Origin of the sequence: Pseudoxanthomonas sp. (assembly GCF_035999195.1) — a bacterium.
Taxonomy (GTDB): Bacteria; Pseudomonadota; Gammaproteobacteria; order Xanthomonadales; family Xanthomonadaceae; genus Pseudoxanthomonas_A.
This window is the reverse complement of sequence record NZ_DASYGY010000009.1, coordinates 434,199-460,824: the sequence shown is the minus strand read 5'-3', so window position 1 is coordinate 460,824 and position 26,626 is coordinate 434,199. Positions and strand designations below refer to the sequence as shown.

Below are 26,626 nucleotides of genomic sequence, written 5' to 3'. Positions count from 1 at the left end.
GCCGCGCGTCAGTCGCGCGGCGGCCACTCGCCAGGGATCTTCATCCCGCCCAGCATCGCCAGCGCGCCCTCGCACATCCGTTGCTTCTGTTCGGGCGTTCCGGTATCCAGACGGCCCGGGCGCTGGGCCAGGGTGCGGGTGCGATACGCGGACAGCGTCTCATCCGGCCCGAATCCGGCCAGCGTCAGCAGCCGTCCGCGCTCGATCTGATCCTGATGGCCATTGACGTAGCGGAAGTAGGCCGGCGCCGCGCGTGCCAGATAGGTCGCATCGGTGGTGGCGCATTTCTCGATCAGCACCGGCACGGCGAACGTGGCGACGTAGGCGAGATGGTCCTGGACGGCCTGCTCGCGGGCGAGGTCCGGTGTGTCCGCCGCCTGTGCGCTGGATACCGTCATCGCGGCGACCATCCACATGATGCAGCGGTACTTCATGGCGGACCTCGAGGGGAGGAGGGGAGGGGCCGACGTTCTGCGCGCGACGGCGCCTCGGTCATCCTCAGGGCGAGGGCGCATCCGCCGCCGGCGCAGCGGCCGCATCGGCTTCCGCCGCCGCATCGCCCACGGTTCCGGGCGCGTCGCCCTTGACCGCCCGGCCGAGGGCGCGTCCGACCTCCTCGCCGGCCTCATGGGCGCCGGTGTGCGTGGTGCGGCACTCTTCGATGTCTTTCGGTTCCATGCCCGCGTAGGGCCGGAATGCGGGCAGCGCGGCGACCAGGTCCTGCTGGGCCTTGTACAGGGCGGGCAGGCGATCGCAGATCTTCATCGCTTCCAACTCCACCTTCCTGGCCTCCGCTTCCATCTGCTGCTCGATCTGGTCGGGATTGCCGCTGAAGATGCCCTTCACCGCGGCACCGACCGCCTTGCCCGCCAGCTTCACGCCTTCCTTGCCGGTGGCGATGCCGGCGTCGGCGATGCCGCCGAGCTCGCGGTGGTAGGCGACGAGCAGCGCACGCTGCGCGTCGGTCACCGGCACCGGCTTGCCATCGACGATGAAGTCGCCCTTCGCCGACACTTCGGCTTTCGGATGACCCGTGCTGTCGAGCTTGACGTTCTGGCCCCACAGCGCGCGGGACGAGGTCTTGTCGGCATCCGCATCGGCGCCTGGCGAGCAGGCGGCCAGCAGCACGACGGAAAACGCGATGGCGAAGGTACGGATCATGGTCATTCCTCGGGAATCAACGACGCTTGGGGATATCGATCTTGCCGTTCACGCCGTCGTGGTCGACGTCGCCGCTGCCGATCGAACGGACGGTGAGGTTGCCGGTGACATCGCGCACGTCCACGCCGCCGGAACCCACCGAGCCGACCGTGACGTTGCCGCTGATGCCGCGAAGCTCCGCACCGCCGGAACCGATGGAGCGGATCTCGACGTCGCCGCCGCCGGACAGGCGGAAGCCGCCCGAGCCGATGCTGCCGACCTGGGTCGGGCCGCGCACCTTCTCCGCGTCGACTTCGCCGGAGCCGATCGACACCACGTTGAGGCTGCCGGCGCCGTGTATATCGATCTCACCCGACCCCACCGAGGCGGCGACGAGGCCACGGATGTCGCGGCCCACGGCATGGCCGGAACCGACATCGGCGCTGAAGATGGGCGCGCCGGTGACCTCGGCTTCGCCCGAACCGACCTTCACCTGCACGGGCAGCTGATCGGGCAGGGTCGCGGTCAGGTTCATGTACGCGTAGTGGGCGCCGAAGGAGAAGCTGCTGGCATTGCCTTCTTGGTACATCCGCACGATCAGCTTGTCGCCGGCGCGTCGCTGCTCGATCTTCAACCGGTCCAGCCGGTCGGCGTGGCTGCTGCAGGCCCGGCCTTCCATCGCGGCGGGCGCGCCCGCACGGGATGCCACGGTCAGGTCATGTGGACCGACCTCGAACACCACGGTCCTGGCGTCGCCGATGTCGAGCGTCAGCTGGCGAGGGGCCTCGTGCTTGCAGTATCGGTCCGAGGCCAGCGTAGGCGCGGACAGCATCAGCAGCGCGAGCATCGGGAACGGCGTCAGGGCAGTGCGCATCGGGGGCTCCTGGCTGGGATCAGGGTCGTGTCGGGCGGGGCGGCGAGCAACAGAGCAGGGCAGCGCGCCGTCAACGCATCGCCAATTCCTGGCGGATCTCCTTCTCGCAATCCTCCACGTCGTCCATCTTCAACGTCGCGTACGGGCGGAACGCGGGCAGGCTGGCGGACAGGCGCTGCTGGCTGTCGCGCAATGCGGGCAGGCTGCGGCAGATCTGCCGCACGCCCGGTTCGACGGTCTCCAGCACGGTCTTCTCGACACGGCGCTCCAGGCTGCCGGTCATGGCGCCGACCAGCAGGCTGAGCACGCCGCGGTCCACGGCGTCCAGCGCGACCTGCGCGCTGCGCTCGCCGATGTCGATGCCGGCCTTGGCGATGTCGATCACCTGGCGACGGTAGAGCAGCAGGTCGCGACGCTGGCGGCTGTCGATGACGACCGGTTTGCCCCCGATCAGGAGGTCGCCCTGCGGCGTGATTTCCGCTTTCGGCAGCGTGGGGTCGGGTTCGCTGCGGTACTTGCCCGACGTGCCGAAGTGCACGTGTTGACCCAGCCGCAGGTTGCCGGTGTCGAGTTCACGACGGGCGGCCGCGAGTTCGACGCGGACTTCCTCGCGTGCATCGGCCAGGTCTGCGCTGATCCCGCTGCGGATGCCGGTGTCCTTGGCGATGGCGGCCGGCGCCGCCAGCGACATCAGGCCTGTGAGCAGCAGCGGTACGACGATGTGGTGGATGCGCAGGCGTTGCATGTCCGGTTCTCCGCGTGGCGAAAGTCGAAGGGGTCCGCCGCGCTGCAGGCGGCGGGAAAACCTCAGAACGTCCATGTGCCGTTGCCGTTGGCGTCGGCGCAATCGTCCACGTCGGCCTGGTCCATGGTGGCGTAGGGTGCGAACTCGGGCACGGCGGTCGCCAGTGCCCGCTGCGCCGACAACAGGCCGGGCAGGCGGGTGCACAGTTGCGCGACCATCGGCTTGATCTTCGCCTTGGCCTGGTCGCCGACCTGCTTGCCGATATCGTCGCCGGACTGGCCGGCCAGCATGCCCTTGAGCGCGGAGGCCGCAGCGTCGATGCCGACTCGCGCGCCTTCCATGCCGATGGCCATACTGTCGCCGACCACGCCCAGCAATTCGTTGCGGTAGGCCAGCACCAGCGCCTTCTGTTCCGGCGTGGTGGCGATTGCCTTGCCCTCGATCAGCAACTCGCCGGCGGGCGTGATTTCCGCCTTCGGCAGATGCTCGGTGGTGTCGCGGTTCAGCGACAGGTTGGCGAGGGCCAGCTTCTCGCGCGCTGCGGCGATTTCCCCGCGCGCCTTTTCCATTTCCTGGCTGGCGTCGCCCAGGCTGTTGGCCGCTTCGTCCATCGCCTTGGCGACGACGCCCGTGGGCATCTTGTCCGTGTCCTTGTCGGCCGGCTGGCAGGCGGCGAGCGTCAGCACGCCGACCATCAAGAGGGGCCGCATCAGGGAAAGAGAGGTCTGCATGTCCGTGTCCTTGTCGGCGGCGGGCCGGTCGCGGCCCGCCTGAGGGAGTGGGTTTATTCGCTCTCGCGCCAGCGGCGCAGGTAGATCGCGCCGACGATCAGGGCGATGCCGATGACCGCGCCGATCCACAGGTCGGCCGAGGCGAAGGCCTGCCAGCTGCGGGTCAGGTCGATGGCATTGGCCAGGTCGTCCGGCGTATTGATCTCGGCCTGCGGGTTGGCGGCGCCGCCGGACAGGGTGGGGAACCAGGCGCCGGGAATCACGCTGGCCAGGCCGCGGTAGACCACGGTGTACCAGATCAGGTCGTGGCGGATCTCCAGGCCCGGCAGGATGTCGGTCATGCTGATGATCACGCAGGCCAGCACCGGCACCAGCACCGCCCACAGGAACGGCTTGCTGCGCGACCAGGCCGAGCAGAACATCAGCCAGCCCACCGCCGGCAGCGCCCAGAAGGCGTAGACCGGCAGCGAGGACAGCACGCCGCCGATGATGCGCAGCGGATGCGAGTGGGTGAAGATCGCGCCGCCCGCCGGCAACCCGTTGACGGTGATGGTCAGCGCCGAGATCAGCCACATCGCCAGCCCGATCAGGATGCCCACGCCGACCGCCAGCAGCGGGGCCAGCAGCAGTGCCCAGGTCAGCTTGGACAGCACCATGTGCGTGTCCGAGATCGGGAGCGACTTCCAGAACAGCACGCTGCGGTCGCGACGGTCGTCGTACAGCGTGCCCAGCGCATAGAAGAACACCACGAAGGCCAGCACCACGCAGGCCAGCATCACGCCACCCAGCAGCATGCCGTCGCCGATGCCGCCGACGATCATCTCCGCCTTGCGCGGCGCTTCATCGATGTCGAAACCGCCGCCCATCGAACCGCGTGCCGCGATGCTGCCGACGACCGCCAGGATTACGTTCAGCACTACGAAGATGCCGCCGGTGATGACCGGGGCCCAGAAGAAGCCGCCGCGGTTCTCCCAGAACTCGCGCTTCAGCAACCACGTGAACGCGCCCGGCTTGGAGGATTTGCCCAATGTCGATGTCACGGCGTTCATGCGTAGGTTCCTTTCATGATGGCGACGAACAGGTCGGCCAGGCCAGGGGTGCGGGTTTCGCCGAGGGCGGCGAGCTGTCCCTTCGGTGCGCCGTCGAACAGCAGCACGGTCTTGCCGAAGGGCAGGGCGCGCTCGTCGATGGGTTTCAGGGCGCGCGCCTGGTCCACGGCATCGCCGCTGACCAGGACTTCGGTGTAGCGTTCGGCCACGTCTTCCATCTGCGCGGTCAGCACGATCTTGCCGTCGCGGATGAACATCACGTCGGTGAGGATGTGCTCGATCTCCTCCACCTGGTGGGTGGTGACGATGATGGTCTTCTGCTCGTCGAAGTAATCCTCCAGCAGGCGCTGGTAGAACTGCTTGCGGTAGAGGATGTCCAGACCCAGCGTGGGTTCGTCCAGCACCAGCAGCTTGGCGTCGATGGCCATCACCAGCGCCAGGTGCAGCTGCACGATCATGCCCTTGGACATCTCACGCACGCGCAGGTTGGGCTTGAGCTGGGTGTTGGCGATGAAGCGCTCGCACTTGGCGCGGTCGAAGCGCGGATGGACGCCGGCGACGAAGTCGATGGCTTCCTTCACCCTCATCCAGCGCGGCAGCACGGCGACGTCGGCGATGAAGCAGACGTCCTTCATCAGTTCGTCGCGGTCCTTGCGCGGGTCCAGGCCCAGCACCTTCAGCTGGCCCTCGAACGGCGTCAGGCCCAGGATGGCCTTCAGCGCGGTGGTCTTGCCGGCCCCGTTGGGGCCGATCAGGCCGATGATCTTGCCCGCTTCGATCTCGAAACCGGTGTTGTCCAGCGCAAGCTTGTTCCGGTAAGCCTTGCGCAGGCCGTGGGCCGACACCACGGTGTTGGCGATTGCAGCATTCATCACTTGTTCCCCTTGGATTGCAGCAACTCTTCGACGGACAGGCCCAAGCGCTCGATGCGCTCGGCGACGGCCGGCCACTCTTCGGTCAGGAACCGCTCGCGCTCGCTGCCGCGAAGCTTCTTGGCGGCTTCGTCGGTGACGAACATGCCCAAGCCGCGGCGCTTTTCCACCAGCGCTTCGTCCGCCAGTTCCTGGTAGGCGCGCGAGACGGTGATCGGATTCAGCTGGTACTCCGCCGCCACCTGGCGGACGGACGGCAGCGCGTCGCCCGGCTTGAGGATGCCGTCCAGCATCATGGCGATCACGCGGTCCTTCAACTGACGGTAGATGGGAGCACCGTCGCTCCATTGGATGGGCGCCATGGCTCAGCTCCTCGGACGCAGGGATTGGCCGAAGGAGAAGTACGGCATGGCCAGGGAGGCCCGCGCACGACGCTTGTGCTGGGTGGGTTCCGGTGCGCCGTCGTCGCCGGTGATCTCGCGGACGTCGGACTCTAGCGCGCCCACCAGCGCGCCCGGGTCCACCTCGGAGGTGCGGGCGCCGGACACGGCGGCCAGGGCACCGGCCGCCAGCAGCAGGCCGCCGACGGCCAGGCTGGGCAGGGTGTGGGTGAGTCTCTGGTTCATGGCATCTCCCCGTGAGTTGGGTGAGTGGTGATGTATTCAACTATAACACCAAAACACGGGCCGTCAACTCCCTCGCAGGGTTTTGTCACCCAACTGAAGGCATACTTGTCATGTTCGTACTAGTGGAGTCCGTCGTGAAGTCCAGGTCATTGAAATTGTTCGCTTTTGTCGCGCTTCTCGGGGTATCGGCCGCGGCCCTGGCCGCCGGCCTGCTGGATGTCAGCTATCGCCCGCTGGCGGGCAAGGCCCCGGTCAACCTGAAGGAACGCTATGCCGGCCAGGTGCTCCTGGTCGTCAATACCGCCAGCAAGTGCGGCTACACGCCGCAGTACGAGGGGCTGGAAGCGCTGCATCAACGGTATGCGTCCCGGGGATTCGCCGTGCTCGGTTTTCCCTCCAACGACTTCAGGGGCCAGGAGCCGGGCAGCGAAAAGGAAATCCAGGAGTTCTGCACGCTGACCTATGGCGTGAAGTTCCCCATGTTCGAGAAGGTCGCGGTGACCGGCGACAAGGCGACGCCGCTGTATGCAGCGCTCACGAAAGCGACGGGCACCGCACCGGGCTGGAACTTCCACAAGTACCTGATCGGCAGGGATGGACGCGTGGTGGCCAACTTCCCCAGCAAGGTCTCGCCGGACGACCCTGCCGTGGTCGCCGCGATCGAGCGCGAACTCAAGGCGCCGCGCGCCACGCGTTGATGCAGTGCCTTCGCGGCGGGCGGGCGTGCCACAATATCGGTTTGGCGCCGCCATCGCGGCGCAGGTTCCAGGAGCAGAAAGGATGAAGCGGTCGGTCCGCGGCGCAGCCGTGTTGTTGGCAATCTCGTTTTCGATGCTGGGAGGCAGCGTGTCTGCACAGGAAAAAGCCGCGCTGGTGTCCGAGCGCGACAAGGTGAGCTACGCCATCGGCGTGGACGTGGGCAATTCGCTGCAGCCGGTCGGGCCGTTCATGGACCTAGACGCGTTCCAGCGGGCCATCGGCGATACGTTCGCCGGCAAGCCGAAGGCGATGAACGAACAGGAAGCGCAGGCCACCGACCAGCTGCTCCGCCTCAACATCGCCGTGGCCGACGGCCAGCCGATCCCCGGCATGCCGCCGGGCAGCACGCCGCCGCCGGTGGACAAGGCCAAGGTCGGCGTCTTCCTCGGCACCTATGTGATCGGCCCGTCACTGGCGCCGTTCAAGGACGAGATCGACGTCGCCGTCCTGACGCAGGCGGTGAAGGCCGTCGCCACCGGGAGCGGCACGCCGCTGCTGACGCTGGAACAGGCGCAGGCCGAGATGCAGGCCTACATGGCCAAGCGCCAGGCCGGTGCCGCACAGCGCAACCGCGACGAGGGCGCCAAGTTCCTCGCCGAGAACAAGACCAAGCCCGGCGTGGTGACCACGCAGTCCGGCCTGCAGTACATGGTGCTGCGCCAGGGCAATGGCCAGCGTCCGATGCCGACCAGCCGCGTGCGCGTCAACTACGAAGGCAAGCTGCTCAACGGCGACGTCTTCGACAGCTCCTACGCGCGCGGCGAGCCGGCCGAGTTCGGCCTGAACCAGGTGATCGCGGGCTGGACCGAAGGCGTGGCGCTGATGCCGGTGGGCGCGAAGTACCGCTTCTGGATCCCGTCCAACCTGGCCTACGGCCCCAACGGCGCGCCGGGCGGCAAGATCGGGCCGGACGCGACGCTGACGTTCGATGTCGAGCTGATGGGCGTGCTGCAGTAATCCGCATCGCGGTGTCCGGCGTTGAACTCTCACTGATGGAAATGGGCTGATGCGTGTAGCGATTTTCGGTACCGGGTACGTGGGCCTGGTGACCGGCACCTGCCTGGCGGAAGTGGGGCACGATGTGGTCTGTGTCGACATCGATCCGATCAAGGTCGAGGGCCTGAACAACGGCATCGTGCCGATCTACGAGCCGGGCCTGTCGCCGATGGTGAAGGCCAACCACGCGGCCGGGCGCTTGCGCTTCACCACCGACGCGGCGCAGGCGATCGCCCATGGCGAGATCGTGTTCATCGCCGTCGGCACGCCGCCGGACGAGGACGGCAGCGCGGACCTGCAGTACGTGCTGGCCGTCGCCCGCACCATCGGGCGGAACCTCGAGCGCGGCTGCACGGTGGTCAACAAGTCCACCGTGCCGGTGGGTACCGCGGACAAGGTGCGCGCCGCCATCCAGGCGGAACTCGCCACGCGGGGCGTGGATGTCGCCTTCGACGTCGTGTCCAATCCCGAGTTCCTCAAGGAGGGCGATGCGGTCAACGACTGCATGCGGCCGGACCGCATCGTCGTGGGCGCGTCCAGCCCGCAGGCGGTGGAGAAGCTGCGCCGCCTGTACGCGCCGTTCAACCGCAACCACGAGCGCATCGTGGTGATGGACGTTCGCTCGGCCGAGCTGACCAAGTACGCGGCCAACGCCATGCTGGCCACGAAGATCAGCTTCATGAACGAGATCGCGAACATCGCCGAGCGCGTCGGTGCCGATGTCGAGCACGTCCGCCAGGGCATCGGGTCGGACCCGCGCATCGGCTGGCACTTCATCTATCCCGGCGCCGGCTACGGCGGCTCGTGTTTTCCCAAGGACGTGCAGGCGCTGGCCCGCACCGCCCAGCAGCATGGCTATGCGCCCGCCTTGCTGGAGGCGGTGGAAGCGGTCAACGAGCGGCAGAAAGGCCATCTGTTCGAACTGATCCAGCAGCACTACGACCGGGGCGAGGATGAAGGCATCCGCGGCAAGACTTTCGCGGTGTGGGGTTTGTCGTTCAAGCCCAACACCGACGACATGCGTGCAGCGAGCAGCCGCCGGCTGCTGGCCGAGCTGTGGGACGCCGGCGCCCGCGTGCGCGCCTACGACCCGGAAGCGCGCGCGGAAGCGGCGCGCATCTTCGGCGAGCGCGAAGACCTGGTGCTGTGCGACGACGCGCGTGCCGCCACCGAAGGCGCGGACGCGCTGGTGGTCGTGACCGAGTGGAAGCAGTTCCGCAGCCCCGATTTCGCGCGCCTGCACGAGACGCTCGGCGACGCGGTGATCTTCGACGGACGCAACCTGTACGACCCTGCCGAGGTCGAGGCCGCCGGCCTGGCCTATTACGGGATCGGCCGCGGGAGGTCCGTGCGTGCAGACTGACCTGCCATTGTCCGGCGACGCGCTGGAGCGTCGCCTGGTGGAACTGGAGACCCGGCTGGCGTTCCAGGAGCATTCGCTCAACGAGATGAGCGAAGCCCTGGCCGATGCGCGCGCGGAGAACGAACGGACCGCCCGCCTGCTGCGCCACATGGTGGAAGAACTCGGCAAGGTGCGCACCGCACTGTACGAGGATCCCGCCAGCGAGCCGCCCCCGCCGCATTATTGATACGCTTGCCGGACGGCAGTCCCCCGCGAAAGACCGATGACCGATTCACTCCGTGACCAGCTGCTCGGCCTGGGCTTCAAGCCTGCGCCCAAGCCAGAACGCAAGCCCGAACGCCGTCCCGACCCGCGCCGCGACGCGCACAAGCCCGCCGGCAAGGGCACCGCGCAGCCGAAACCGGGGCAGGGCGGCAAGCCGCGTCCACCGCACGGTGCGCCACGTCCCAAGCGCAGCCAGGAAGACATCGACCTGGCCAAGGCGTACGCGATACGTGCGCAGCGCGAGAAGGACGAGCGCATCGAGGCCGAGCGCATCAAGCAGGAAGAGGCGCGCGTTCGCCGCGAGGCCAAGGCGGCGCTCGAGGCCTTCCTGAAGGACAAGGCACTCAACGACGCCGATGCGGATATCGCGCGTCACTTCCCATACGGCGGCAAGATCAAGCGCATCTACGTCAACGCGGCGCAGCTGAAGGCCCTGAACGCCGGTGAGCTGGGCGTGGTCCAGCAGAATGGCCGCTACCTGCTGGTGACGGCCGCCGTGCTGGCGGAAGCGGAAACCATCTTCGCCCCCGCCATCGCGCTGAAAGTCGATCCTGACGCGCCGGCGGCAGACGATCCCTACGCCGATCCCCAGTACCAGGTGCCCGACGACCTGGTGTGGTGACGATGCCCGGCCGGCCACGGCTCTGCCTGTTGCCGGGGCTGGACGGGACCGGGCGCCTGTACGCGCCCTTGTCGGCCGAACTGGCGGACGTGGCCGAGGTGGATGTGCTGTCCTACGACGGCACGCGGTTCCAGGACTATCCTTCGCTCGCCGATACGCTTGCGCAGTCGGTGCGGCGGCAGGGTGATGTGGTGCTCGTGGCGGAATCCTTCGCGGGACCGCTGGGCGTCCTGCTTGCCCATCGCCATCCCGACCGGATCCGGGCCCTGGTGATGGCGGCGAGTTTCGTCCGCTCCCCGCTGCCCTTTACCAGGATCGGCGCGGCCATCCTGCAGCGCGTGCCCGCCGTGGCTCCGCCGCTGTTCGCCCTGGAACGCGTGCTCGCAGGCAGCGGCCTGCCGCCCACGTTGCATGCGGAGTTCGATGCGATCGTGCGCAGCATTCCGCTGCAGGTATTGCGTCAGCGCGCCCTGGCCGCGCTGCGCGTGGATGTCAGGGAACACCTGGCGTCGCTGGACATGCCGGTGCTGTATCTGCAGGCCAGGCACGACAGGCTGATCCGGCCATCGGCCGGCCGTGAGGTGCTGCGGCTCGCGCGGCAGGCACGCCACGCCGTGATCGATGCACCGCATTTCCTGTTCCAGATGGCGCCACGCGCCGCCGCTGCGGGCATCCGGACGTTCCTGGGCGAGATCGGGGCGCGCGCTCCGAGCTAGGCCGGCGAGGGCTCCCGGACCAGCCAGCGCCAGACGATGGCGGCGGCGATCAACGCGATGCCCGACGAGCAGAGGAAAGCGGTTTCACCGCCGAAGCGCCACAGCTGTCCGGCCAGCAGGGCGCCGCACACGCCGCCGACGCCGGACGACAACCCGTAGAACACCCCTTGCCCGTGGCCGTTCATCCGCCCGGGGAAGAAGCGCACCAGCAACTGCATGGCGGCGGCGAAGAAGGCGCCGAAATTGAGCGCGTGGGTCAGCTGGGCGAGCACCATCACCGGCATGTTGTCGGGGAACAGCGCGGTGACCAGCCAGCGCAGCGAAGCGCTGAGCAGCGCGATCATCAGCACGCGGCTGGCATCCCAGCGCCGGAAGATGCGGCTGGACAGGAAGAACACGCCGATTTCCGCCAGCACGCCCACGGTCCACAGCACGCCCTGGGTGGCGGTCGGATAGCCGTGCTCGGACAGGTAGATCGAGAAGAACGTGTAGAACGGCCCGAACGATATCTGGATCAGGAAGGCCGCGACGAAGAACGCGATCACCTGCGGCTTCCGCAGGCGGGCGCGGAAACTGTCGTCCGCCGCGTGCGCCGGCACGGTGGGCTCGTGCGCATAGCGGTTGGCCAGCGCTGATGCCAGCACGCCGACGAGGACCGGCAGCATCAGCCAGGGAAGCGACCCCACGCCCAGGCGCCGCTCGTCGATCAGCCAGCCGAACGATGCCACCACCACGATGAAGCCGATCGATCCCCATACCCGGATCAGGCCGTAGCGATCGCTGCGCGCGCCGAGGTGCGACATCGTGATCGATTCGAACTGCGGCATCACGGCGTTGTAGGCGAAGCAGAAGCCCAGCATCACCGCGAACAGGCCCGCGTGCTCCAGCGGCAACAGGAACAGCGCGAAGCAGCCCAGCGCCAGCGCACACCCCCGATGCAACCACCGGATCGGATGCCCGGAACGGGCGGCCAGCGTGGTCCACAGGCTCGGCGACACGATGCGGGTCGCATACCACAGGCTCATCAACACGCTGATCGCCGCAACGCCCAGCCCGCGCGACTCCAGGTACAGGCTCCAGTAGGGCGTGAACGCACCCAGCGCGGCGTAGTAGAAGAAGTAGAAGCTGGACAGGCGCGCGGCGGGGTAGGGATGCGAAGGGACGGCGCCGGGCGATGTCATGGCGCATTGTAGCGGTGGGTGATGTCGGTCGAGCCGCGACCGGGTCTGCGGGAGGTGTGGTTTGCGGGAGCGGGTCGCGAGCTCTGGTGGTTTTGTGATGGTCACCAGACGACGTGAGTCGTGCGCATGGCGCACGCTACGGTCTGCATCGCGCGCTCGGCCCGTCAGGACGGCCGTCCTTGCCCGTCATTCCAGCGGAAGCTGGAATCCATTGCCCGGTGCAGGCCTGGTGTTCATCGCACAGGCAAGATGGATCCCATCGTTCGCTGGGGCGACCGAGGATTTGTCCACACTTCAGAAGCGAACGGGATCGCGACGGTTCGCCCTCACCCCTTGCCCGCTCCCGGCGGGAGAGGGGGAGCTGGTGCCATGCGGGTTCGGCTTCGGGAGGCGTGCTTGCGTCCGTGACGTTGAGGGGTCCGGTGAGTTTCTTTACTCGGGGTCGTAATCGAGGTTGGACGCCAGCCAGCGTTCCACCTGCGCCAGCTCGACGCCCTTGCGCCTGGCGTAGTCCGCGGCCTGTTCCTTGGAAACGCGACCGACGACGAAGTACTGGCTCTGCGGATGGCTGAAGTAGTAGCCGGACACCGCTGCCGTCGGCAGCATCGCGAAGCTTTCGGTGAGCGACATGCCGGCGTTGCCGGGTGCGTCGAGCAGGCGGAACAGCGTGTCCTTCTCGCTGTGCTCAGGACAGGCCGGATAGCCGGGGGCGGGGCGGATGCCGACGTACTGCTCGGCGATCAGCGCATCGTTGTCCAGCACCTCGTCCGGGGCGTAGCCCCAGAACTCCTTGCGCACGCGCTGGTGCAGGCTTTCGGCCAGCGCTTCGGCCAGCCGATCGGCCAATGCCTTGAGCAGAATGGCGTTGTAGTCGTCGTGGTCGGCCTCGAAACGGGCGACATGCCGGTCGATGCCGATCCCCGCGGTGACCGCGAACATCCCGATCCAGTCCTGCTTGCCGGAGTCCTTGGGCGCAATGAAATCGGCCAGGCAGAAGTCCGGACGCTCGACCGGCTTGTCGACCTGCTGGCGCAGGAAGTGCAGCAGCGTTCTGCCTCCTCCCCCGCTTGCGGGGGAGGATTGAGGTGGGGGCGAGCCCATCGCGTTGCCCCCATCCCAACCTTCCCCCGCAAGCGAAGGAAGGGGCTGAATCTCCACGTCATCCCCCACGCTGTTCGCCGGCCACAGACCGAAGACCGCCTTCGCCGTCAGCCACTTCTCCGACACGATGCGGTCCAGCATCGCCCGCGCATCGCGGTAGAGCTCGCTGGCCTGGGGGCCGACGACCTCGTCGGTCAGGATCGCCGGGTACTTGCCGAACAGTTCCCAGGCGTTGAAGAACGGCGTCCAGTCGATGCAGTCCACCAGCTCGGCGAGCGGGTAGTCGTCGAACACATGCAGGCCGGGGTGCTTCGGCACCGGCGGGGTGTAGGCATCCCAACCACCATCGAACTTCTGCGCGCGCGCCTTTTCCAGGGACACCAGCCGCTTGGCATCGCCGCGGTTGCGGTGGCGTTCGCGGATCTCGGCATAGTCGGCGTCGTTGGCGGCGACGAACGCCGCACGCATGTCGCGCGAGATCAGCGACTGCGCCACGCCGACCGCACGCGACGCATCCTTCACCCATACGGTCGGCGCGTCGTAGTGCGGGTCGATCTTCAGCGCCGTATGCGCGCGCGAGGTGGTGGCGCCGCCGATCAGCAGCGGCATCTCGAAGCCCTGGCGCTGCATCTCGCGCGCCACATGCGTCATTTCCTCCAGCGACGGCGTGATCAGCCCGGACAGGCCGATCAGGTCGGCGTTCTCGGCGCGCGCGGTGTCCAGGATCTTCTGCGTGGGCACCATCACGCCCAGGTCCACCACGTCGAAGTTGTTGCACGCCAGCACCACGCCGACGATGTTCTTGCCGATATCGTGCACGTCGCCCTTGACCGTGGCCATGACGATCTTGCCGTTGGACTTGCCCACGTCGCCGGTGCGCAGCTTTTCCGCCTCGATGAAGGGCAGCAGGTAGGCCACCGCCTTCTTCATCACGCGCGCGGACTTGACCACCTGCGGCAGGAACATCTTGCCGGCACCGAACAGGTCGCCGACCACGTTCATGCCGTCCATCAGCGGACCTTCGATCACGTCCAGCGGACGCGAGGCCTGCTGCCGCGCCTCCTCGGTGTCCTGGTCGACGAACGCATCGATGCCGTGCACCAGCGCATGCGCCAGGCGTTCGCGGACCGGCCTCTCGCGCCAGGCCAGGTTCTCCGCCTGCGCCTCGCCCTTCCTGCCCTTGTAGCGGTCGGCGATTTCCAGCAGCCGCTCGGTGGAATCCTTGCGGCGGTTGAGGATCACGTCCTCGACGCGCTCGCGCAGGTCGGCGTCCAGGTCGTCGTAGACCGGCAGGCCGCCGGCGTTGACGATGCCCATGTCCATGCCGGCCTGGATGGCGTGGTACAGGAAGACGGAATGGATCGCGGCGCGCACGGGCTCGTTGCCGCGGAAGGAGAACGACACGTTCGAGACGCCGCCGGACACGTGGCAATGCGGCAGCGTCCGCTTGATGATGCGCGTCGCTTCGATGAAGTCCACCGCGTAGTTGTCGTGCTCCTCGATGCCGGTGGCCACGGCGAAGATGTTGGGGTCGAAGATGATGTCTTCCGGCGGGAAGCCGACCTCTTCGGTCAGGATGCGGTAGGCGCGTGTGCAGATTTCCACCTTGCGCGCGCAGGTATCCGCCTGGCCGGTCTCGTCGAAGGCCATGACCACGGCCGCGGCACCGTAGCGCAGCACCTTGCGGGCCTGCTCGACGAAGGCGGCTTCGCCTTCCTTCAGCGAGATGGAGTTGACCACGCCCTTGCCCTGCAGGCATTTCAGGCCGGTTTCGATGACGCTCCACTTCGACGAGTCCACCATCACCGGGATGCGGGCGATGTCCGGTTCCGAGGCGATCAGGTTGAGGAAACGGTGCATCGCCTTCTCGGAATCGATCAGGCCCTCGTCCATGTTGACGTCGAGGATCTGCGCCCCGTTGGCGACCTGCTGCCGCGCGACTTCCACGGCCTCCTCGTAGCGCTCTTCCTTGATCAGCTTGCGGAACTGCGCGCTGCCGGTGACGTTGGTGCGCTCGCCCACGTTGACGAACAGCAGGTCCGGGGTGATGACCAGCGGCTCCAGGCCGGACAGGCGGGTATGGCGCGCGGCGCCGGTCATGCGGCCTGCTCCAGGCGGGCGGGCACCTTGCGCGGCGGAATGCCCGCGACCGCCTCGGCGATCGCCCTGATGTGCGGCGGCGTGGTGCCGCAGCAGCCACCGACCAGATTGAGCAGGCCCGACTCGGCGAATTCCTTCAGCGTGGCCGCCATCTCCTCGGGCGTCTCGTCGTACTCGCCGAAGGCGTTGGGCAGGCCGGCGTTGGGATGCGCGCTGACATAGGCGTCGGCGACGGTCGCCAGCGTCTCCACATGCTCGCGCAGGTCCTTGGCCCCGAGTGCGCAATTGAGCCCGATCGACAGCGGACGGCTGTGCGCCACCGAGGTGTAGAACGCCTCGGCCGTCTGGCCCGACAACGTGCGCCCGGAGGCATCGGTGATGGTGCCGGAGATCATCACCGGCAGGCGGCCGCCGCGCGCATCGAAGACTTCCTCGATCGCGTACAGCGCCGCCTTGGCGTTGAGCGTGTCGAAGATGGTCTCCACCATCAGCGTATCGGCGCCGCCGTCGATCAGGCCTTCGATGGCCTCGCGGTAGGTGCTGCGGAGTTCGTCGAAGCTGGTGTTGCGATAGCCGGGGTCGTTGACGTCGGGGCTGATCGAGGCGGTGCGGCTGGTCGGCCCGAGCACGCCGATCACGAAGCGCGGCTTGTCCGGCGTGGCCGCCTCGGCCGCATCGCAGCACTCCCGCGCGACGCGGGCGCCGGCCTTGTTCAGTTCGTACACCAGGTGTTCGAGGTGGTAGTCCGCCTGGCTGATCGAAGTGGCATTGAAGGTGTTGGTTTCGATCAGGTCGGCGCCGGCTTCCAGATACGCGGTGTGCACGCCGGCGATCACCTCCGGCTTGGTCAGCAGCAGCAGATCGTTGTTACCCTTCAGGTCATGGCCGCAACCGGGGCCGTGCGTGTGCGGATGCTCGGCATCGCAGCCGTCGGCGAAACGCTGCCCGCGATAGTCCGCCTCCTGCAGGTCGTGCTTCTGGATCATCGTGCCCATCGCGCCGTCGATGATGAGGATGCGCTGGGCCAGTGCTTCTTCCAGCCGCCGTTCGCGCTCGGGCTTCAGCCAGGGCAGGGGCTTCATGGCTTCACCGCCGTCAGGGAGATGACTTCGAAATGCGGAGGGCGGCGCTCGCGCGTGACCGTTTCGGCGTTGGCGATCTCCAGCCCGGCCTTCTCGGCGAACTTGCGCAGTTCCTTCTCCGAGAACCCCAGGTTCACGTGTCCGTAAGCCTCCACCACCGATCTGTGCTCGTGCTTGCCCAGGCTGCTGAGCAGCAGGCGGCCGCCGTGGCGCAGCACGCGCGCGGCCTCCGCGACGGCCTGCGCGGGCTTGGTGGAATAGGTCAGCGCATGCATCAGCACGACCAGGTCGAAGCTGGCGTCCTTGAAGGGCAGCGCATGCATGTCGCCCTCGCGGACTTCCACGTTCGGGAAGCGGCGCAGGCGCTCGCCCGCGGCGGCCACCACGCGGCTGCTGGTGTCGATGCAGACATAGCGCTTGGCGTGCGGCGACAGCAGTTCGGCCAGCACGCCGTCGCCGGACGCGATGTCCAGCACGTCACCGGTTTCCAGCAGGGGCAGGGCGGTGCGGGCCAGTGCTTCCCACGTCCGTCCGGGCGAGTAGTGGCGCTCCATGTCGCCGGCCACGCTGTCGGCCCAGTTCTGGTCGGCGGCGCGGTTCGCCAACACCGCGGCGATGCGTTCCGCGTCCTGGCGCAGCAGCGGATCGTCGCTGCCGTCGCGCAGGCTGCGCCACAATTCGCGCTGCACGCTGTCGAGATTGTCCTCGTCGAAGCGGTAGTACGCCGACACGCCGGCGCGCCGGTCGCGCGCCAGCCCGGCCTCCTTGAGCTTGGCCAGGTGCGTGGATACGCGCGGCTGCGCCAGCTGCGTGATGGCCGACAGTTCGGCGACGGTCAGTTCCTCGCGTGCCAGCAGCGCCAGCAGGCGCACGCGGGTGGCGTCGGCAAAGACTTTGAGCCGGGTCGACCAGGCTTCCAGATCCATAAATATCTCACTATCGCGATATAGAGATATTTTGGCTGGGGCCGCCCGATGCGGTCAACCCATGGCATACGCCTGCGCATGGCCGCGGGTTACAATTGGTATCTAGTTATCTGGTCGAGGGGTACCCGTGGACTTCGCATTCACCGAAGAGCAGTTGATGATCCAGGACGTGGCGCGCCGGATCGCCCAGGAAAAGATCGGCCCGAGCGCCGAGCATCACGACAGGACCGGCGAGTTCCCGCTGGAGAACATCCGCCTGCTCGGCGAGAACGGCCTGATGGGTATCGAGGTGCCGGCCGAGTACGGCGGCGCCGGCATGGACCCGGTCGCCTACGTGCTGGCGATGATCGAGATCGCCGCCGCCGACGCGGCGCATTCCACCATTGTTTCGGTCAACAACTCGCTGTTCTGCAACGGCATCCTGACCTTCGGCACCGAGGAACAGAAGCAGACCTACGTGCGCGCCATCGCCGAAGGCCGCGAGATCGGTGCGTTCGCGCTGACCGAGCCGCAGTCCGGCTCCGACGCCACCGCGATGCGCTGCCGCGCCGTGAAGCAGGCCGACGGCAGCTTCGTCATCAACGGCAAGAAGAGCTGGATCACCTCGGGGCCGGTGGCGAAGTACATCGTGCTGTTCGCCATGAGCGAGCCGGACAAGGGCGCGCGCGGCATCACCGCCTTCATGATCGACACCGAGAAGGCCGGCTTCCATCGCGGCAAGACCGAGCCGAAGCTGGGCATCCGTGCCTCGGCGACCTGCGAGATCGAGTTCACCGACTATGTCGCCACGGCGGACACGGTGCTGGGCAAGGAAGGCGAGGGCTTCAAGATCGCCATGAGCGTGCTGGACGCCGGCCGCATCGGCATCGCCAGCCAGGCCATCGGTATCGCCCGCGCCGCCTACGAGGCGACCATCGCCTACGTGAAGGACCGCAAGGCTTTCGGCGCGCCGATCGGCACCTTCCAGATGACCCAGGCGAAGATCGCCGACATGAAGTGCAAGCTGGACGCCGCCACGCTGCTGACCCTGCGCGCCGCGTGGGTGAAGGGCCAGGGCCAGCGCTTCAGCAACGAGGCGGCGATGGCCAAGCTGTTCGCCTCCGAGGCGGCGATGTGGATCACCCACCAGGCGCTGCAGATCCATGGCGGCATGGGGTACTCGAAGGAAATGCCGATCGAGCGTTATTTCCGCGACGCCAAGATCACCGAGATCTACGAAGGCACCAGCGAGATCCAGCGTCTGGTGATCGCGCGCAACGAGACCGGCCTGCGCTGAGCCGTGCGTTGCCCTGGTCGAATTGAGAACGCCGCCGCAAGGCGGCGTTCTTCGTTGCGGGACGCGGTTCTCGCGACCCCCGTCTTTCGTCACGGGACCGCCGGGACGGGGTCGGCTAGAGTGGCCCGATGCGGGGGTCCGTCCCCCGTTTCCCTCCTGGAGACCCCGATGCGCAAAACCCTGATCGTCTGTGCCCTCACCCTGGCCCTGGCCGCCTGCGACAAGGGCAATGCCCCCGCAGCCGGCGCGGCCGCCGATGCCCCGGCTCCGGTCGCGTCCGCCGCCGATATCGCCGCCGAGAGCAAGCGGCTGAACGAGTGGTTCGAGAAGAAGTACGAGGAGCAGCTGAAGTTCAGCCCCATCCAGCTGACGTTCCAGGGCCGCAAGGACCTGTACGACCAGGTCGACGACATGTCCGAGCAGGCCCAGCGCGACCAGGTCGCCTGGCAGAAGGCCAGCGTCGAGGAGATGGAAAAGTCGTTCGACTACGCCAAGCTCGACGACGAAACCAAGTTCTCCTACGACCTGTGGAAGCTGCAGTACGAGAACGCGCGCGATGGCCTGCCGTTCCTGCTGGACGGCTACGCGTTCGACCAGATGAACGGTGCGCAGGGTTTCTGGCCGACGTTCCTGATCAGCTTCCACAAGGTCGAGGAAGAGTCCGACTACACCGCCTACATCGCCCGCCTCAAGGCGACCCAGCGCGCGTTCGACCAACTGCTCGAGCGCGCGCGCGCGTCGGCCGCGCAGGGCGTGCGTCCGCCGAAGTTCGCCTATGAAGGCGTGATCGACCAGGCGAAGAAGGTCGTCGCCGGCGCGCCGTTCTCGGCCGGCAAGGATTCGGCGATCTGGGCCGACGCCCAGGCCAAGGCCGACGCGCTGGTGAAGGCGGGCAAGATCGACGCCGCCCGCGCCACCGCCCTGAAGGACGAGGCGCGCAAGGCGCTGCTGGAACAGTTCAAGCCGGCCTACGACCGCGTGATCGCGTGGAGCGAGGAAGAACTGCCGAAGGCCGCCGTCAACGCCACCGGCGTGGGCACGACCCACAAGAACGGCAAGGCGTACTACGAGTACCAGCTGCGGCAGATGACGACCACCGGCATGACCGCCGAGGAGATCCACGCGCTGGGCCTGAAGGAAGTCGAGCGCATCAAGGGCGAGATGACCGCGCTGAAGGACAAGGTCGGTTTCCAAGGCGACCTGGATGCGTTCTTCACCTTCATCGACACCGACAAGCAGTTCAAGTATCCCAACACCGACGCCGGCCGCCAGGCCTACATCGACGACGCCACGCGCGCCATCGACAACATCAAGAAGGTGCTGCCGGAGTACTTCGGCCTGCTGCCCAAGGCCGACCTGGTGGTCAAGCGCGTCGAGCCGTTCCGCGAACAGGACGGCGCCGCTCAGCATTACTTCCCGGGCACGCCGGACGGCGCGCGGCCGGGCGTGTACTACGCGCACCTGTCCGACATGGACGCCATGCCGAAGCCGGAGCTGGAGGTCATCGCGTACCACGAGGGCCTGCCGGGCCACCACATGCAGATCTCCATCGCGCAGGAACTGACCGGCGTGCCGAAGTTCCGCACGCAGTACGGCGTGACCGCCTACGCGGAAGGCTGGGGCCTGTACTCGGAATGGCTGGCCAAGGAAATGCCGGGCACCTACCAGGATCCGTATTCCGAATTCGGCCGCCTGAGCTCGGAGATGTGGCGCGCGATCCGCCTGGTAGTGGATACCGGCCTGCATGCGAAGAGCTGGACGGAGGAGCAGGCGGTGGAGTATTTCGACGCCAACAGCGCCGTGCCGCGCGCGGCGATCGAATCGGAAATCAAGCGCTACCTGATCATGCCGGGCCAGGCCACGGCCTACAAGATCGGCATGATCAAGATCCAGGAACTGCGCAGGAAGGCCGAGACCGAACTGGGCGACAGGTTCGACATCAAGGGCTTCCACGACACCGTGCTGGGCGGCGGTGCGCTGCCGCTCACGTTGCTGGAGCGTCGCGTGGACCAGTGGATCGCGAAGCTGAAGGCGGAGAAGGCGGCCTGACGTCCGATCCCTGCCAGGTATCACCGGGAACCCCGGCCTCGTGCCGGGGTTCTTCTTTTCCGGTTCAGTGCGCCTTGGTCAGTAGGTCGAGGTTCGCCGGCAGCCAGGCATCGAGTGCGGTCGGCGCCCGGCCCGTGAGCTGGCGGTAATCGTTCGTGACCTCACCGAGATCGCCGGCCGCGGTCGCAGCGTCGAACGAGGCGAACACCCCGGCCAGCACCGGCGGGAAGCCGTGTGCTTTCAGGCCGTCGCTCAGTTGCTCAGCAGTGATGTCGACCACAGCCAACGGTTTGCCGGTCAGGGCGGACACGTGGCGGGCGACGTCGCGTGCGGACCATGCCTGTTCGCCGGTCAGGGTGAGGATCCGGTTCGACGTATCGTCGGAGGCCAGCACGACCGCAGCGGCGCGGGCCAGATCGTCGCGGGCGATGTAGGCGATGCGTCCGTTGCCGGCGGCCGAGGCCCATTCGCCGGATGCCAGCGCGCCCGGCACCGAATAGGCGAGATTCTCGAAGTACCAGGCGTTTCGCAGCACCGTCCAGGTGAGCGGCGACGCGGACAGTGCCTGTTCGGTACCCCAGTGGTCCGGCGCGAACGACACCTGCGAGGTGTCGGCGGAGGGCAGCGAGGTGTAGACGATGTGCTTCACGCCGGCATCGACCGCCGCCTGCACGGCGGCGCGATGCTGGGCCAGGCGCTTGCCCGGTTCCATCAACGCGTCGGTGCTGACCAGCAGCAGGCGATCGACCCCGGCGAAGGCGGTAACCATCGAATCCGGCTGGTCGAAGTCGGCCGTCCGGACGGTGACGCCGCGTGCGGTCAATTCGTTCAGCGCTTCAGCGTTGCGGGTGGTGGCGATGATGCGTTCGCCCGGGATCTGCAGGGTGTCCAGCAGATGGCGGACGACGGCGCCGCCCAGGTGTCCGGAGGCGCCGGTGACCAGCAGGGAGGGGGCGGGGGAATTCATGCGGGCTCCTGATTCGGTAACGGAAAGGATGTCGGTTACGCTATGGTAGTAATGGCCGGTGCGCCCACAAGCAGGGCGGCCGAAGTAACCCGGTTATCGCCCGGTAACCATGCCCCGGACATCGCCCATGACGCTGCATCGCCAATCGCTGATCCTGACCGAGAACTGCCCGATCCGCGACGTGCTGGACCGGCTCGGCGACCGCTGGACCGTGCTGGTGCTGCATGAGCTGGCCGGCGGCACGCTGCGCTTCACCGAGGTGCGCAGGCGCATCGCCGACATTTCGCCGCGGATGCTGGCGCAGACGCTGCGCCGGCTGGAACAGGACGGGCTGGTGCGGCGCGAGGTGTTCCCGACCGTACCGCCGCGCGTGGAGTACACGCTGACGGCCCTGGGCGCGTCGTTCTTCGAGCGCATCGAAATGCTGGCGCAATGGGCGGCCGATCATCACGATGAAGTGCGGGCTGCGCGCCAGGCCTACGTCGCGCCGTCGGCCAACGCACCGCTTTGAGGTAGACGCGCCTGCAGGGCGGGGCCTCCGGAGCGGGATGGGTCTGGCCGGAAGAACCGCCTGCAAGGGGGTCGATATGTCGCGCAAAAGGAAACCCCGGCAGCGCCGGGGTTTCCAGATCTTGCGGAGAAGATGCCTATCGTGGCTCAGTGACCGGTCGCCGGCTCCGTCGGCAGAGCGTCGCGGTCGTCCTGTGTCGCGTTCTCCCGGTCATGCGCATGGTCGCGGGCCAGGTACAGGTAGAACGCCGGCAGCACGAACAGCGTGAACAGCGTGCCGATGGTCATGCCGGAGGCGATCACCACGCCCATCGAGAAGCGCGAGGCGGCGCCCGGGCCACTGGCGATCAGCAGCGGGATCATCGCGAACACCAGCGCGGCGGTGGTCATCAGTACCGGACGCAGGCGGATGGCGGCGGCTTCCTCGATCGCGTCGCGCTTGGACAGGCCGCGTTCGACCTGCAGCTTGTTGGCGAACTCCACGATCAGGATGCCGTGCTTGGAGATCACGCCGACCAGCGTCACCAGGCCCACCTGGGTGTAGATGTTGATGCTCATGCCGGGGAACGCTTCGATCTGCATGAAGCCCAGGATGCCGCTGAGGATCGCCAGCACGTTGACCGTGAGCAGCGCGCCGCTGATCGCCATCGGCACCGTGAGCAGCATGATCAACGCGTCGCGGAAGCTCTCGAACTGCGCCGCCAGCACCAGGAAGATCACGATCAGTGCCAGCGCCAGCGTCACCAGCATCGCGGCGCCTTCCTGCTTGAACTGGCGCGACTCGCCGGCGTAGTCCACGGAGTAGCCCTGGGGCAGGACCTCCTTGGCCGCCTGGTCCAGGATCGCCAGCGCCTCGCCCTTGCTCACGCCGGGGCGGGGGGCGAAGGTGATCGACACCGCGTTGAGCTGCTGGAAGCGTTTGAGCGACTGCGGCTGCGCACTTTCCTTCAGCGTCACCAGCGTCGACAGCGGGATCAGCTCGCCGTCGCGGGTGCGGGTGTAGTAGTTCTCCAGGTCGCTGGCATTGAGGCGGTCGCTGCGCTGCACCTGCGGGATCACCAGGTACGAGCGGTTCTGCATCGCGAAGCGGTTGGTGTAGCCGCCCGACAGCATGGCCGCCATGTCGGCCGCCAGCGTGCGCATGTCGATGCCCAGGCTGGCCGCCTTTTCGCGGTCGATGTTGACCTCGATGCGCGGCTTGTCGATCTTCAGGTCCTTGTCCAGGAAGATGAAGCGCTTGCTCTCCATCGCCTTCATCAGGATCTGGTCGGCGAGTCCGGCCAACTGGCTCAGCTCGCCCACGCCGCCGATGATGAACTCGCCGCCACCGCCGTCGCCGCCCGCGCTGGGCAGCGAAGGGGGCACCAGCGCGAAGATGTTCAGGCCGCTGACCTGGCTCATCTTCGGCTGCAGTTCCTGCTGCAGCACCGCGTTGGTCGAGCGCTCGCGCTCGCTCCACGGCTTCAGCACGAAACCGGCCATCGCCATCGGGCTGGCGCCGCCGCCACTGCCGCCGAAGCCGCCGTTGAACAGGAAGTAATCCTGCACTTCCGGTACGCCCTTGGCGATCGAGGTGACCTCTTCGGTGTAACGCTCCACGTAGTCCAGGGTGGAGTAGGGGTCGGCGCTGGCGACCGAGAAGATGAAGCCCTCGTCCTCCAGCGGTGCCGGTTCCTTCGGTGCGGTGATGTACAGGAACACGCACGACACCAGCACCAGCAGGCCGAACACGCCGACCACGGCCTTGGTCTCCAGGGTGCCGTGCAGCCGTCGCTGGTAGCCGGCGTTGAGTTTCTCGAAGCGCGTGTCTAGCCACTTCTCCAGCTTGCCCTTGCCGCCCTCGCTGTGCGGCTTGAGCATCTTGGCGCACATCATCGGGCTGAGCGTCAGCGCGATCACGCCGGACAGCAGCACCGACCCGGCCAGGGTGAAGGCGAACTCGGTGAACAGCACGCCGGTCAGGCCGCCCTGGAAACCGATGGGCAGGTACACCGCGACCAGGGTGGTGGTCATCGCCACGACAGGCCAGGCCAGCTCGCGCGCTCCCTTGATCGCGGCGTCGTACGGCGACATGCCTTCTTCGATATGCCGGTGGATGTTCTCCAGCACGATGATGGCGTCGTCCACCACGATGCCGATCGCCAGCACCATCGCCAGCAGGGTCAGCAGGTTGATGGTGAAACCCATCAGCAGCATCAGGAACAGCGAGCCCACCAGCGACAGCGGTACCGTCACCGCGGGGATCAGCACGCTGCGCAGCGAGCCCAGGAACAGGAAGATCACCACGATCACGATGATCACCGCCTCGACGATGGTGCTGACCACCTCGTCGATGGCGTCCTGGATCTGCTCGGTGCTGTCGTAGGGGATGGTCGCCTTGATGCCTTCCGGCAGCTGCGGGACGATCTCGTTGTCCCACAGCGTGCGCACGTTCTTGATGACCTCCAGCGAGTTCGCGTCCGGCGACACGAAGATGCCCATGAACGTGGCCGCCTCGCCATTGATGCGGACCGAGGTGCCGTAGCTTTCCGAACCCAGCTGCACGTCCGCCACGTCGCCCAGCCGCACGATTGCGCCGTTCTGCTCGCGGATGATCAGCTGGCGGAACTCGTCGGCATTGCGCAGGTCGGTGCGCGCGGTCATGTCGATGGCGACCATCTGGCCCTTGGTCGAACCCACCGCGGCCAGCACGTTGTTGGACGAGAGTGCCGTCGACACGTCGCTGGCCGTGACCTGCAGCGCGGTCATGCGGTCCGGCTTCAGCCACACGCGCATCGCGAACGTGCCGGCGCCCAGGATGTCGGCGCGCTGCACGCCTGCCACGGTCACCAGCTTCGGCTGCACCACGCGGGTTAGGTAGTCGGTGATCTGGTTGTTGTCGAGCGTCTCGCTGGCGAAGGACACGTACATGGCCGCGATCTGCTGGCCCTGCTGCAGGTCGATCACCGGATCTTCCGATTCCGGCGGCAGCTGGCCGCGCATCTTGTTGACCTTGGCGGCGATCTGGGTGAGCGCCTCGTTCGGGTCCTGTTCCAGCTTGATGTAGGCCTGGATCACGCTGACGCCGGCCGAGCTGGTGGAGCTGAGGTACTCGATGCCCTCGGCGCTGGCGACCTCACGCTCCAGCGGCGTGGTGATGAAGCCCTGGATCAGGTCGGCGTCCGCACCGTAGTACGTGGTGCTGATGTTGACCACGGCGTTGCGTAGTTCGGGGTACTGGCGCACGTTCAATTCGGTGAACGAGCGCAGGCCGAACAGCAGGATGAACAGGCTGACGACGATCGCCAGCACCGGCTTGTTGATGAAGATGTCGGTGAATTTCATGCCGTCGCTCCGTCAACGGTTTTCGGGCTTGGGCTGGGCATCGGTCACCGGCGGCACCTTGTTGTTGATCGTCACCTCGGCGTCGTTGCGCAGCTTCAGCAGGCCGGTGGTGGCCACGCGCTCGCCGGGCTTGAGGCCCTCGACGATGGCGATCAGGTCGCCGCGGGTGGCGCCGGTGGTGACGAAGCGCTGGCGCACGATCAGCTTCTTGCCGGTCAGCGGCTTGCCCTGCATGTCCTTCTCGCCTTCGGCGCGCGGCACTTCCTGGATCACGTACACCGCATTGCCGTAGGGATTGAAGCTGATCGCGGTCTGCGGCACCACGACGACCTTGCGCGCATCGCCGGTGTCGAAGCCGACGTGCGCGAACGCGCCCGGGCGCAGGTTGTACTCGCCATTCGGCAACGTGGCCTGGACCTTGAAGTTGCGCGTGGCGGGATCGACCTGCGGTTCGACCGCCGTGACCTCGCCCTCGAACACCTGGCCGGGCAGGGCGTCGACCGTGGCGCGGATCTTCGCGCCTGGCAGCACCTGGCCCACGCGCTGCTCGGGCAGGGTGAAGTCCAGGTAGATCGGGTCCAGCGCCTGCAGGCTGACGATCGGGTCACCCGGATTGATGAACTGACCCAGGTTGACCTTGCGGATGCCCAGCACGCCGTCGAACGGCGCGCGGATGGTCTTCTGTGCGATCAGCGCGCGCTGCGCCTCGACCTGCGCCAGCGAGGTCGCCGCCACCGTGGCGCGCTCCTCGGCCTCGGCCTGCGAGACCAGCTTGTCGCGCGCCAGCGCCTGCCAGCGGTCGCGCTGCACGGCCGCGAGCCTGGCTTGGGCTTCCAGCGATTTCAGCACGGCCAGCTCGTTGGCGGTGTTGAGCTGCGCCAGCACCGTGCCCGCCTTGACGGGCTGGCCGACATCGATCGACAGGCTGCGCACCACGCCGCCGGCCTCGGTGGTGACGTCGGTGCCATTGATGGCCACGAAGGTACCGACCGCCTGCTGCGCGTCGATCCATTCCTCTTCCTTGGCGGTCCAGTCGGTCACCGATGCGGCCGGCTGGGGCATGTTGTCGAAGAAGTCGTTCATGCCCTTGCCCATGAAGTACTTGACGACGAACACGCCGCCGAAGATCACCGCCACGACGATCAGCATCAGGATCATGCGCTTGGTGGTGGAGGGCGTTTTCCGTGCGGTGGGGTCTTTCCGTGTCATGGGATGTCTTCGGCTGGTCGGGGGATGTCGCCATGGCGACGAACGGGGAGGGGTGTGATCGACAGGATCAATCGGTGGATTATCACGGATTGAGACGGCTGCAAGAAGTGCATGACGGCATCATCCGTGGCACGGACGGCCGGC

At 67.3% G+C, this 26,626-nt stretch carries 25 protein-coding genes; 9 read left to right on the top strand and 16 right to left on the bottom strand.

All coding sequences use genetic code 11. The features are described 5' to 3' along the window. Positions 1-8: 8 nt before the first annotated feature. The 9 genes from VGN58_RS09295 to VGN58_RS09255 form a co-directional block, all read right to left on the bottom strand. Positions 9-434, bottom strand: a complete 426-nt coding sequence (locus VGN58_RS09295; RefSeq protein ID WP_327482965.1) for a hypothetical protein — start codon at positions 432-434, stop codon at positions 9-11. 64 nt (positions 435-498) lie between these two features. Then, entirely contained in the window at positions 499-1,161 is a 663-nt protein-coding gene (locus VGN58_RS09290; RefSeq protein WP_327482964.1) for a hypothetical protein, read from the bottom strand. A gap of 16 nt (positions 1,162-1,177) precedes the next feature. After that, positions 1,178-2,014 carry a hypothetical protein gene (locus tag VGN58_RS09285; RefSeq protein ID WP_327482963.1) on the bottom strand — a complete coding sequence of 279 codons (837 nt, stop codon included), beginning with the start codon at positions 2,012-2,014 and terminating at the stop codon, positions 1,178-1,180. A 70-nt stretch (positions 2,015-2,084) separates the two neighbouring features. Then, positions 2,085-2,759: a hypothetical protein gene (locus VGN58_RS09280; protein WP_327482962.1), complete on the bottom strand. Its 675-nt coding sequence runs from the start codon at positions 2,757-2,759 to the stop codon at positions 2,085-2,087. A gap of 62 nt (positions 2,760-2,821) precedes the next feature. Further along, positions 2,822-3,490, bottom strand: coding sequence for a hypothetical protein (locus VGN58_RS09275; protein ID WP_327482961.1), 669 nt, complete (start codon positions 3,488-3,490; stop codon positions 2,822-2,824). A 53-nt stretch (positions 3,491-3,543) separates the two neighbouring features. After that, a complete protein-coding gene (locus VGN58_RS09270; protein ID WP_327482960.1) occupies positions 3,544-4,539 on the bottom strand; it encodes an ABC transporter permease in 996 nt (331 codons plus the stop codon). Further along, complete coding sequence (locus VGN58_RS09265; protein ID WP_327482959.1) at positions 4,536-5,411, bottom strand: ABC transporter ATP-binding protein; 876 nt, start codon at positions 5,409-5,411, stop codon at positions 4,536-4,538. The genes VGN58_RS09270 and VGN58_RS09265 overlap by 4 nt, the downstream gene beginning before the upstream one ends. Next, positions 5,411-5,773 (bottom strand): GntR family transcriptional regulator, encoded by a 363-nt coding sequence (locus VGN58_RS09260; RefSeq protein WP_327482958.1) that lies wholly within the window; start codon positions 5,771-5,773, stop codon positions 5,411-5,413. Before VGN58_RS09260 ends, VGN58_RS09265 begins: the two co-directional genes overlap by 1 nt. A gap of 3 nt (positions 5,774-5,776) precedes the next feature. Next, positions 5,777-6,037 (bottom strand): hypothetical protein, encoded by a 261-nt coding sequence (locus tag VGN58_RS09255; RefSeq protein WP_327482957.1) that lies wholly within the window; start codon positions 6,035-6,037, stop codon positions 5,777-5,779. A 149-nt stretch (positions 6,038-6,186) separates the two neighbouring features. Here VGN58_RS09255 and VGN58_RS09250 point away from each other — a divergent pair, with 149 nt between their 5' ends. From VGN58_RS09250 to VGN58_RS09225, 6 genes are all read left to right on the top strand, one after another. Beyond that, complete coding sequence (locus VGN58_RS09250) at positions 6,187-6,735, top strand: glutathione peroxidase (protein ID WP_414710776.1); 549 nt, start codon at positions 6,187-6,189, stop codon at positions 6,733-6,735. A gap of 82 nt (positions 6,736-6,817) precedes the next feature. Then, a complete protein-coding gene (locus tag VGN58_RS09245) occupies positions 6,818-7,753 on the top strand; it encodes an FKBP-type peptidyl-prolyl cis-trans isomerase (RefSeq protein WP_327482955.1) in 936 nt (311 codons plus the stop codon). Between the two features lie 49 nt (positions 7,754-7,802). Further along, positions 7,803-9,155 (top strand): UDP-glucose/GDP-mannose dehydrogenase family protein, encoded by a 1,353-nt coding sequence (locus VGN58_RS09240; protein ID WP_327482954.1) that lies wholly within the window; start codon positions 7,803-7,805, stop codon positions 9,153-9,155. Next, positions 9,145-9,381 (top strand): SlyX family protein, encoded by a 237-nt coding sequence (locus VGN58_RS09235; protein ID WP_327482953.1) that lies wholly within the window; start codon positions 9,145-9,147, stop codon positions 9,379-9,381. The genes VGN58_RS09240 and VGN58_RS09235 overlap by 11 nt, the downstream gene beginning before the upstream one ends. Positions 9,382-9,417: 36 nt before the next feature. Beyond that, complete coding sequence (locus tag VGN58_RS09230; RefSeq protein WP_327482952.1) at positions 9,418-10,041, top strand: DUF2058 domain-containing protein; 624 nt, start codon at positions 9,418-9,420, stop codon at positions 10,039-10,041. A 2-nt stretch (positions 10,042-10,043) separates the two neighbouring features. Further along, positions 10,044-10,757: an alpha/beta fold hydrolase gene (locus VGN58_RS09225; RefSeq protein WP_327484619.1), complete on the top strand. Its 714-nt coding sequence runs from the start codon at positions 10,044-10,046 to the stop codon at positions 10,755-10,757. On the opposite strand, the gene VGN58_RS09220 is transcribed toward VGN58_RS09225, so the two are convergent. The 4 genes from VGN58_RS09220 to VGN58_RS09205 all read right to left on the bottom strand — a co-directional run bounded on the left by VGN58_RS09220 (position 10,754) and on the right by VGN58_RS09205 (position 17,147). Beyond that, positions 10,754-11,938 (bottom strand): MFS transporter, encoded by a 1,185-nt coding sequence (locus VGN58_RS09220; RefSeq protein ID WP_327482951.1) that lies wholly within the window; start codon positions 11,936-11,938, stop codon positions 10,754-10,756. The genes VGN58_RS09225 and VGN58_RS09220 overlap by 4 nt on opposite strands. Positions 11,939-12,370: 432 nt before the next feature. Next, positions 12,371-15,139 carry a methionine synthase gene (metH, locus tag VGN58_RS09215; protein ID WP_327482950.1) on the bottom strand — a complete coding sequence of 923 codons (2,769 nt, stop codon included), beginning with the start codon at positions 15,137-15,139 and terminating at the stop codon, positions 12,371-12,373. Then, positions 15,136-16,221: a homocysteine S-methyltransferase family protein gene (locus VGN58_RS09210; RefSeq protein ID WP_327482949.1), complete on the bottom strand. Its 1,086-nt coding sequence runs from the start codon at positions 16,219-16,221 to the stop codon at positions 15,136-15,138. Before VGN58_RS09210 ends, metH begins: the two co-directional genes overlap by 4 nt. Then, on the bottom strand, positions 16,218-17,147 hold the full coding sequence (locus VGN58_RS09205) for a metalloregulator ArsR/SmtB family transcription factor (RefSeq protein WP_327482948.1): 930 nt from the start codon (positions 17,145-17,147) through the stop codon (positions 16,218-16,220). Before VGN58_RS09205 ends, VGN58_RS09210 begins: the two co-directional genes overlap by 4 nt. A gap of 127 nt (positions 17,148-17,274) precedes the next feature. Here VGN58_RS09205 and VGN58_RS09200 point away from each other — a divergent pair, with 127 nt between their 5' ends. Continuing rightward, positions 17,275-18,423 (top strand): acyl-CoA dehydrogenase family protein, encoded by a 1,149-nt coding sequence (locus VGN58_RS09200; RefSeq protein ID WP_327482947.1) that lies wholly within the window; start codon positions 17,275-17,277, stop codon positions 18,421-18,423. Positions 18,424-18,591: 168 nt separating this feature from the next. Continuing rightward, positions 18,592-20,472 (top strand): DUF885 domain-containing protein, encoded by a 1,881-nt coding sequence (locus tag VGN58_RS09195; RefSeq protein ID WP_327482946.1) that lies wholly within the window; start codon positions 18,592-18,594, stop codon positions 20,470-20,472. Positions 20,473-20,536: 64 nt separating this feature from the next. On the opposite strand, the gene VGN58_RS09190 is transcribed toward VGN58_RS09195, so the two are convergent. Further along, positions 20,537-21,439: an SDR family oxidoreductase gene (locus VGN58_RS09190; RefSeq protein ID WP_327482945.1), complete on the bottom strand. Its 903-nt coding sequence runs from the start codon at positions 21,437-21,439 to the stop codon at positions 20,537-20,539. A 127-nt stretch (positions 21,440-21,566) separates the two neighbouring features. Here VGN58_RS09190 and VGN58_RS09185 point away from each other — a divergent pair, with 127 nt between their 5' ends. Further along, a complete protein-coding gene (locus VGN58_RS09185; protein WP_327482944.1) occupies positions 21,567-21,950 on the top strand; it encodes a helix-turn-helix domain-containing protein in 384 nt (127 codons plus the stop codon). A 146-nt stretch (positions 21,951-22,096) separates the two neighbouring features. Here VGN58_RS09185 and VGN58_RS09180 read toward each other — a convergent pair whose 3' ends face one another. Next, a complete protein-coding gene (locus VGN58_RS09180) occupies positions 22,097-25,273 on the bottom strand; it encodes an efflux RND transporter permease subunit (protein ID WP_327482943.1) in 3,177 nt (1,058 codons plus the stop codon). Positions 25,274-25,285: 12 nt separating this feature from the next. Beyond that, positions 25,286-26,482 carry an efflux RND transporter periplasmic adaptor subunit gene (locus VGN58_RS09175; RefSeq protein ID WP_327482942.1) on the bottom strand — a complete coding sequence of 399 codons (1,197 nt, stop codon included), beginning with the start codon at positions 26,480-26,482 and terminating at the stop codon, positions 25,286-25,288. Positions 26,483-26,626 lie beyond the last annotated feature (144 nt).

What these genes read in the sequence shown, in the direction of transcription:
- VGN58_RS09295 (WP_327482965.1), bottom strand. Translation starts at nt 434, where the DNA reads ATGAAGTACCGCTGCATCATGTGGATGGTCGCCGCGATGACGGTATCC.
- VGN58_RS09290 (WP_327482964.1), bottom strand. Translation starts at nt 1,161, where the DNA reads ATGATCCGTACCTTCGCCATCGCGTTTTCCGTCGTGCTGCTGGCCGCC.
- VGN58_RS09285 (WP_327482963.1), bottom strand. Translation starts at nt 2,014, where the DNA reads ATGCGCACTGCCCTGACGCCGTTCCCGATGCTCGCGCTGCTGATGCTG.
- VGN58_RS09280 (WP_327482962.1), bottom strand. Translation starts at nt 2,759, where the DNA reads ATGCAACGCCTGCGCATCCACCACATCGTCGTACCGCTGCTGCTCACA.
- VGN58_RS09275 (WP_327482961.1), bottom strand. Translation starts at nt 3,490, where the DNA reads ATGCAGACCTCTCTTTCCCTGATGCGGCCCCTCTTGATGGTCGGCGTG.
- VGN58_RS09270 (WP_327482960.1), bottom strand. Translation starts at nt 4,539, where the DNA reads ATGAACGCCGTGACATCGACATTGGGCAAATCCTCCAAGCCGGGCGCG.
- VGN58_RS09265 (WP_327482959.1), bottom strand. Translation starts at nt 5,411, where the DNA reads ATGAATGCTGCAATCGCCAACACCGTGGTGTCGGCCCACGGCCTGCGC.
- VGN58_RS09260 (WP_327482958.1), bottom strand. Translation starts at nt 5,773, where the DNA reads ATGGCGCCCATCCAATGGAGCGACGGTGCTCCCATCTACCGTCAGTTG.
- VGN58_RS09255 (WP_327482957.1), bottom strand. Translation starts at nt 6,037, where the DNA reads ATGAACCAGAGACTCACCCACACCCTGCCCAGCCTGGCCGTCGGCGGC.
- VGN58_RS09245 (WP_327482955.1), top strand. Translation starts at nt 6,818, where the DNA reads ATGAAGCGGTCGGTCCGCGGCGCAGCCGTGTTGTTGGCAATCTCGTTT.
- VGN58_RS09240 (WP_327482954.1), top strand. Translation starts at nt 7,803, where the DNA reads ATGCGTGTAGCGATTTTCGGTACCGGGTACGTGGGCCTGGTGACCGGC.
- VGN58_RS09230 (WP_327482952.1), top strand. Translation starts at nt 9,418, where the DNA reads ATGACCGATTCACTCCGTGACCAGCTGCTCGGCCTGGGCTTCAAGCCT.
- VGN58_RS09225 (WP_327484619.1), top strand. Translation starts at nt 10,044, where the DNA reads ATGCCCGGCCGGCCACGGCTCTGCCTGTTGCCGGGGCTGGACGGGACC.
- VGN58_RS09220 (WP_327482951.1), bottom strand. Translation starts at nt 11,938, where the DNA reads ATGACATCGCCCGGCGCCGTCCCTTCGCATCCCTACCCCGCCGCGCGC.
- metH (WP_327482950.1), bottom strand. Translation starts at nt 15,139, where the DNA reads ATGACCGGCGCCGCGCGCCATACCCGCCTGTCCGGCCTGGAGCCGCTG.
- VGN58_RS09210 (WP_327482949.1), bottom strand. Translation starts at nt 16,221, where the DNA reads ATGAAGCCCCTGCCCTGGCTGAAGCCCGAGCGCGAACGGCGGCTGGAA.
- VGN58_RS09205 (WP_327482948.1), bottom strand. Translation starts at nt 17,147, where the DNA reads ATGGATCTGGAAGCCTGGTCGACCCGGCTCAAAGTCTTTGCCGACGCC.
- VGN58_RS09195 (WP_327482946.1), top strand. Translation starts at nt 18,592, where the DNA reads ATGCGCAAAACCCTGATCGTCTGTGCCCTCACCCTGGCCCTGGCCGCC.
- VGN58_RS09190 (WP_327482945.1), bottom strand. Translation starts at nt 21,439, where the DNA reads ATGAATTCCCCCGCCCCCTCCCTGCTGGTCACCGGCGCCTCCGGACAC.
- VGN58_RS09185 (WP_327482944.1), top strand. Translation starts at nt 21,567, where the DNA reads ATGACGCTGCATCGCCAATCGCTGATCCTGACCGAGAACTGCCCGATC.
- VGN58_RS09180 (WP_327482943.1), bottom strand. Translation starts at nt 25,273, where the DNA reads ATGAAATTCACCGACATCTTCATCAACAAGCCGGTGCTGGCGATCGTC.
- VGN58_RS09175 (WP_327482942.1), bottom strand. Translation starts at nt 26,482, where the DNA reads ATGACACGGAAAGACCCCACCGCACGGAAAACGCCCTCCACCACCAAG.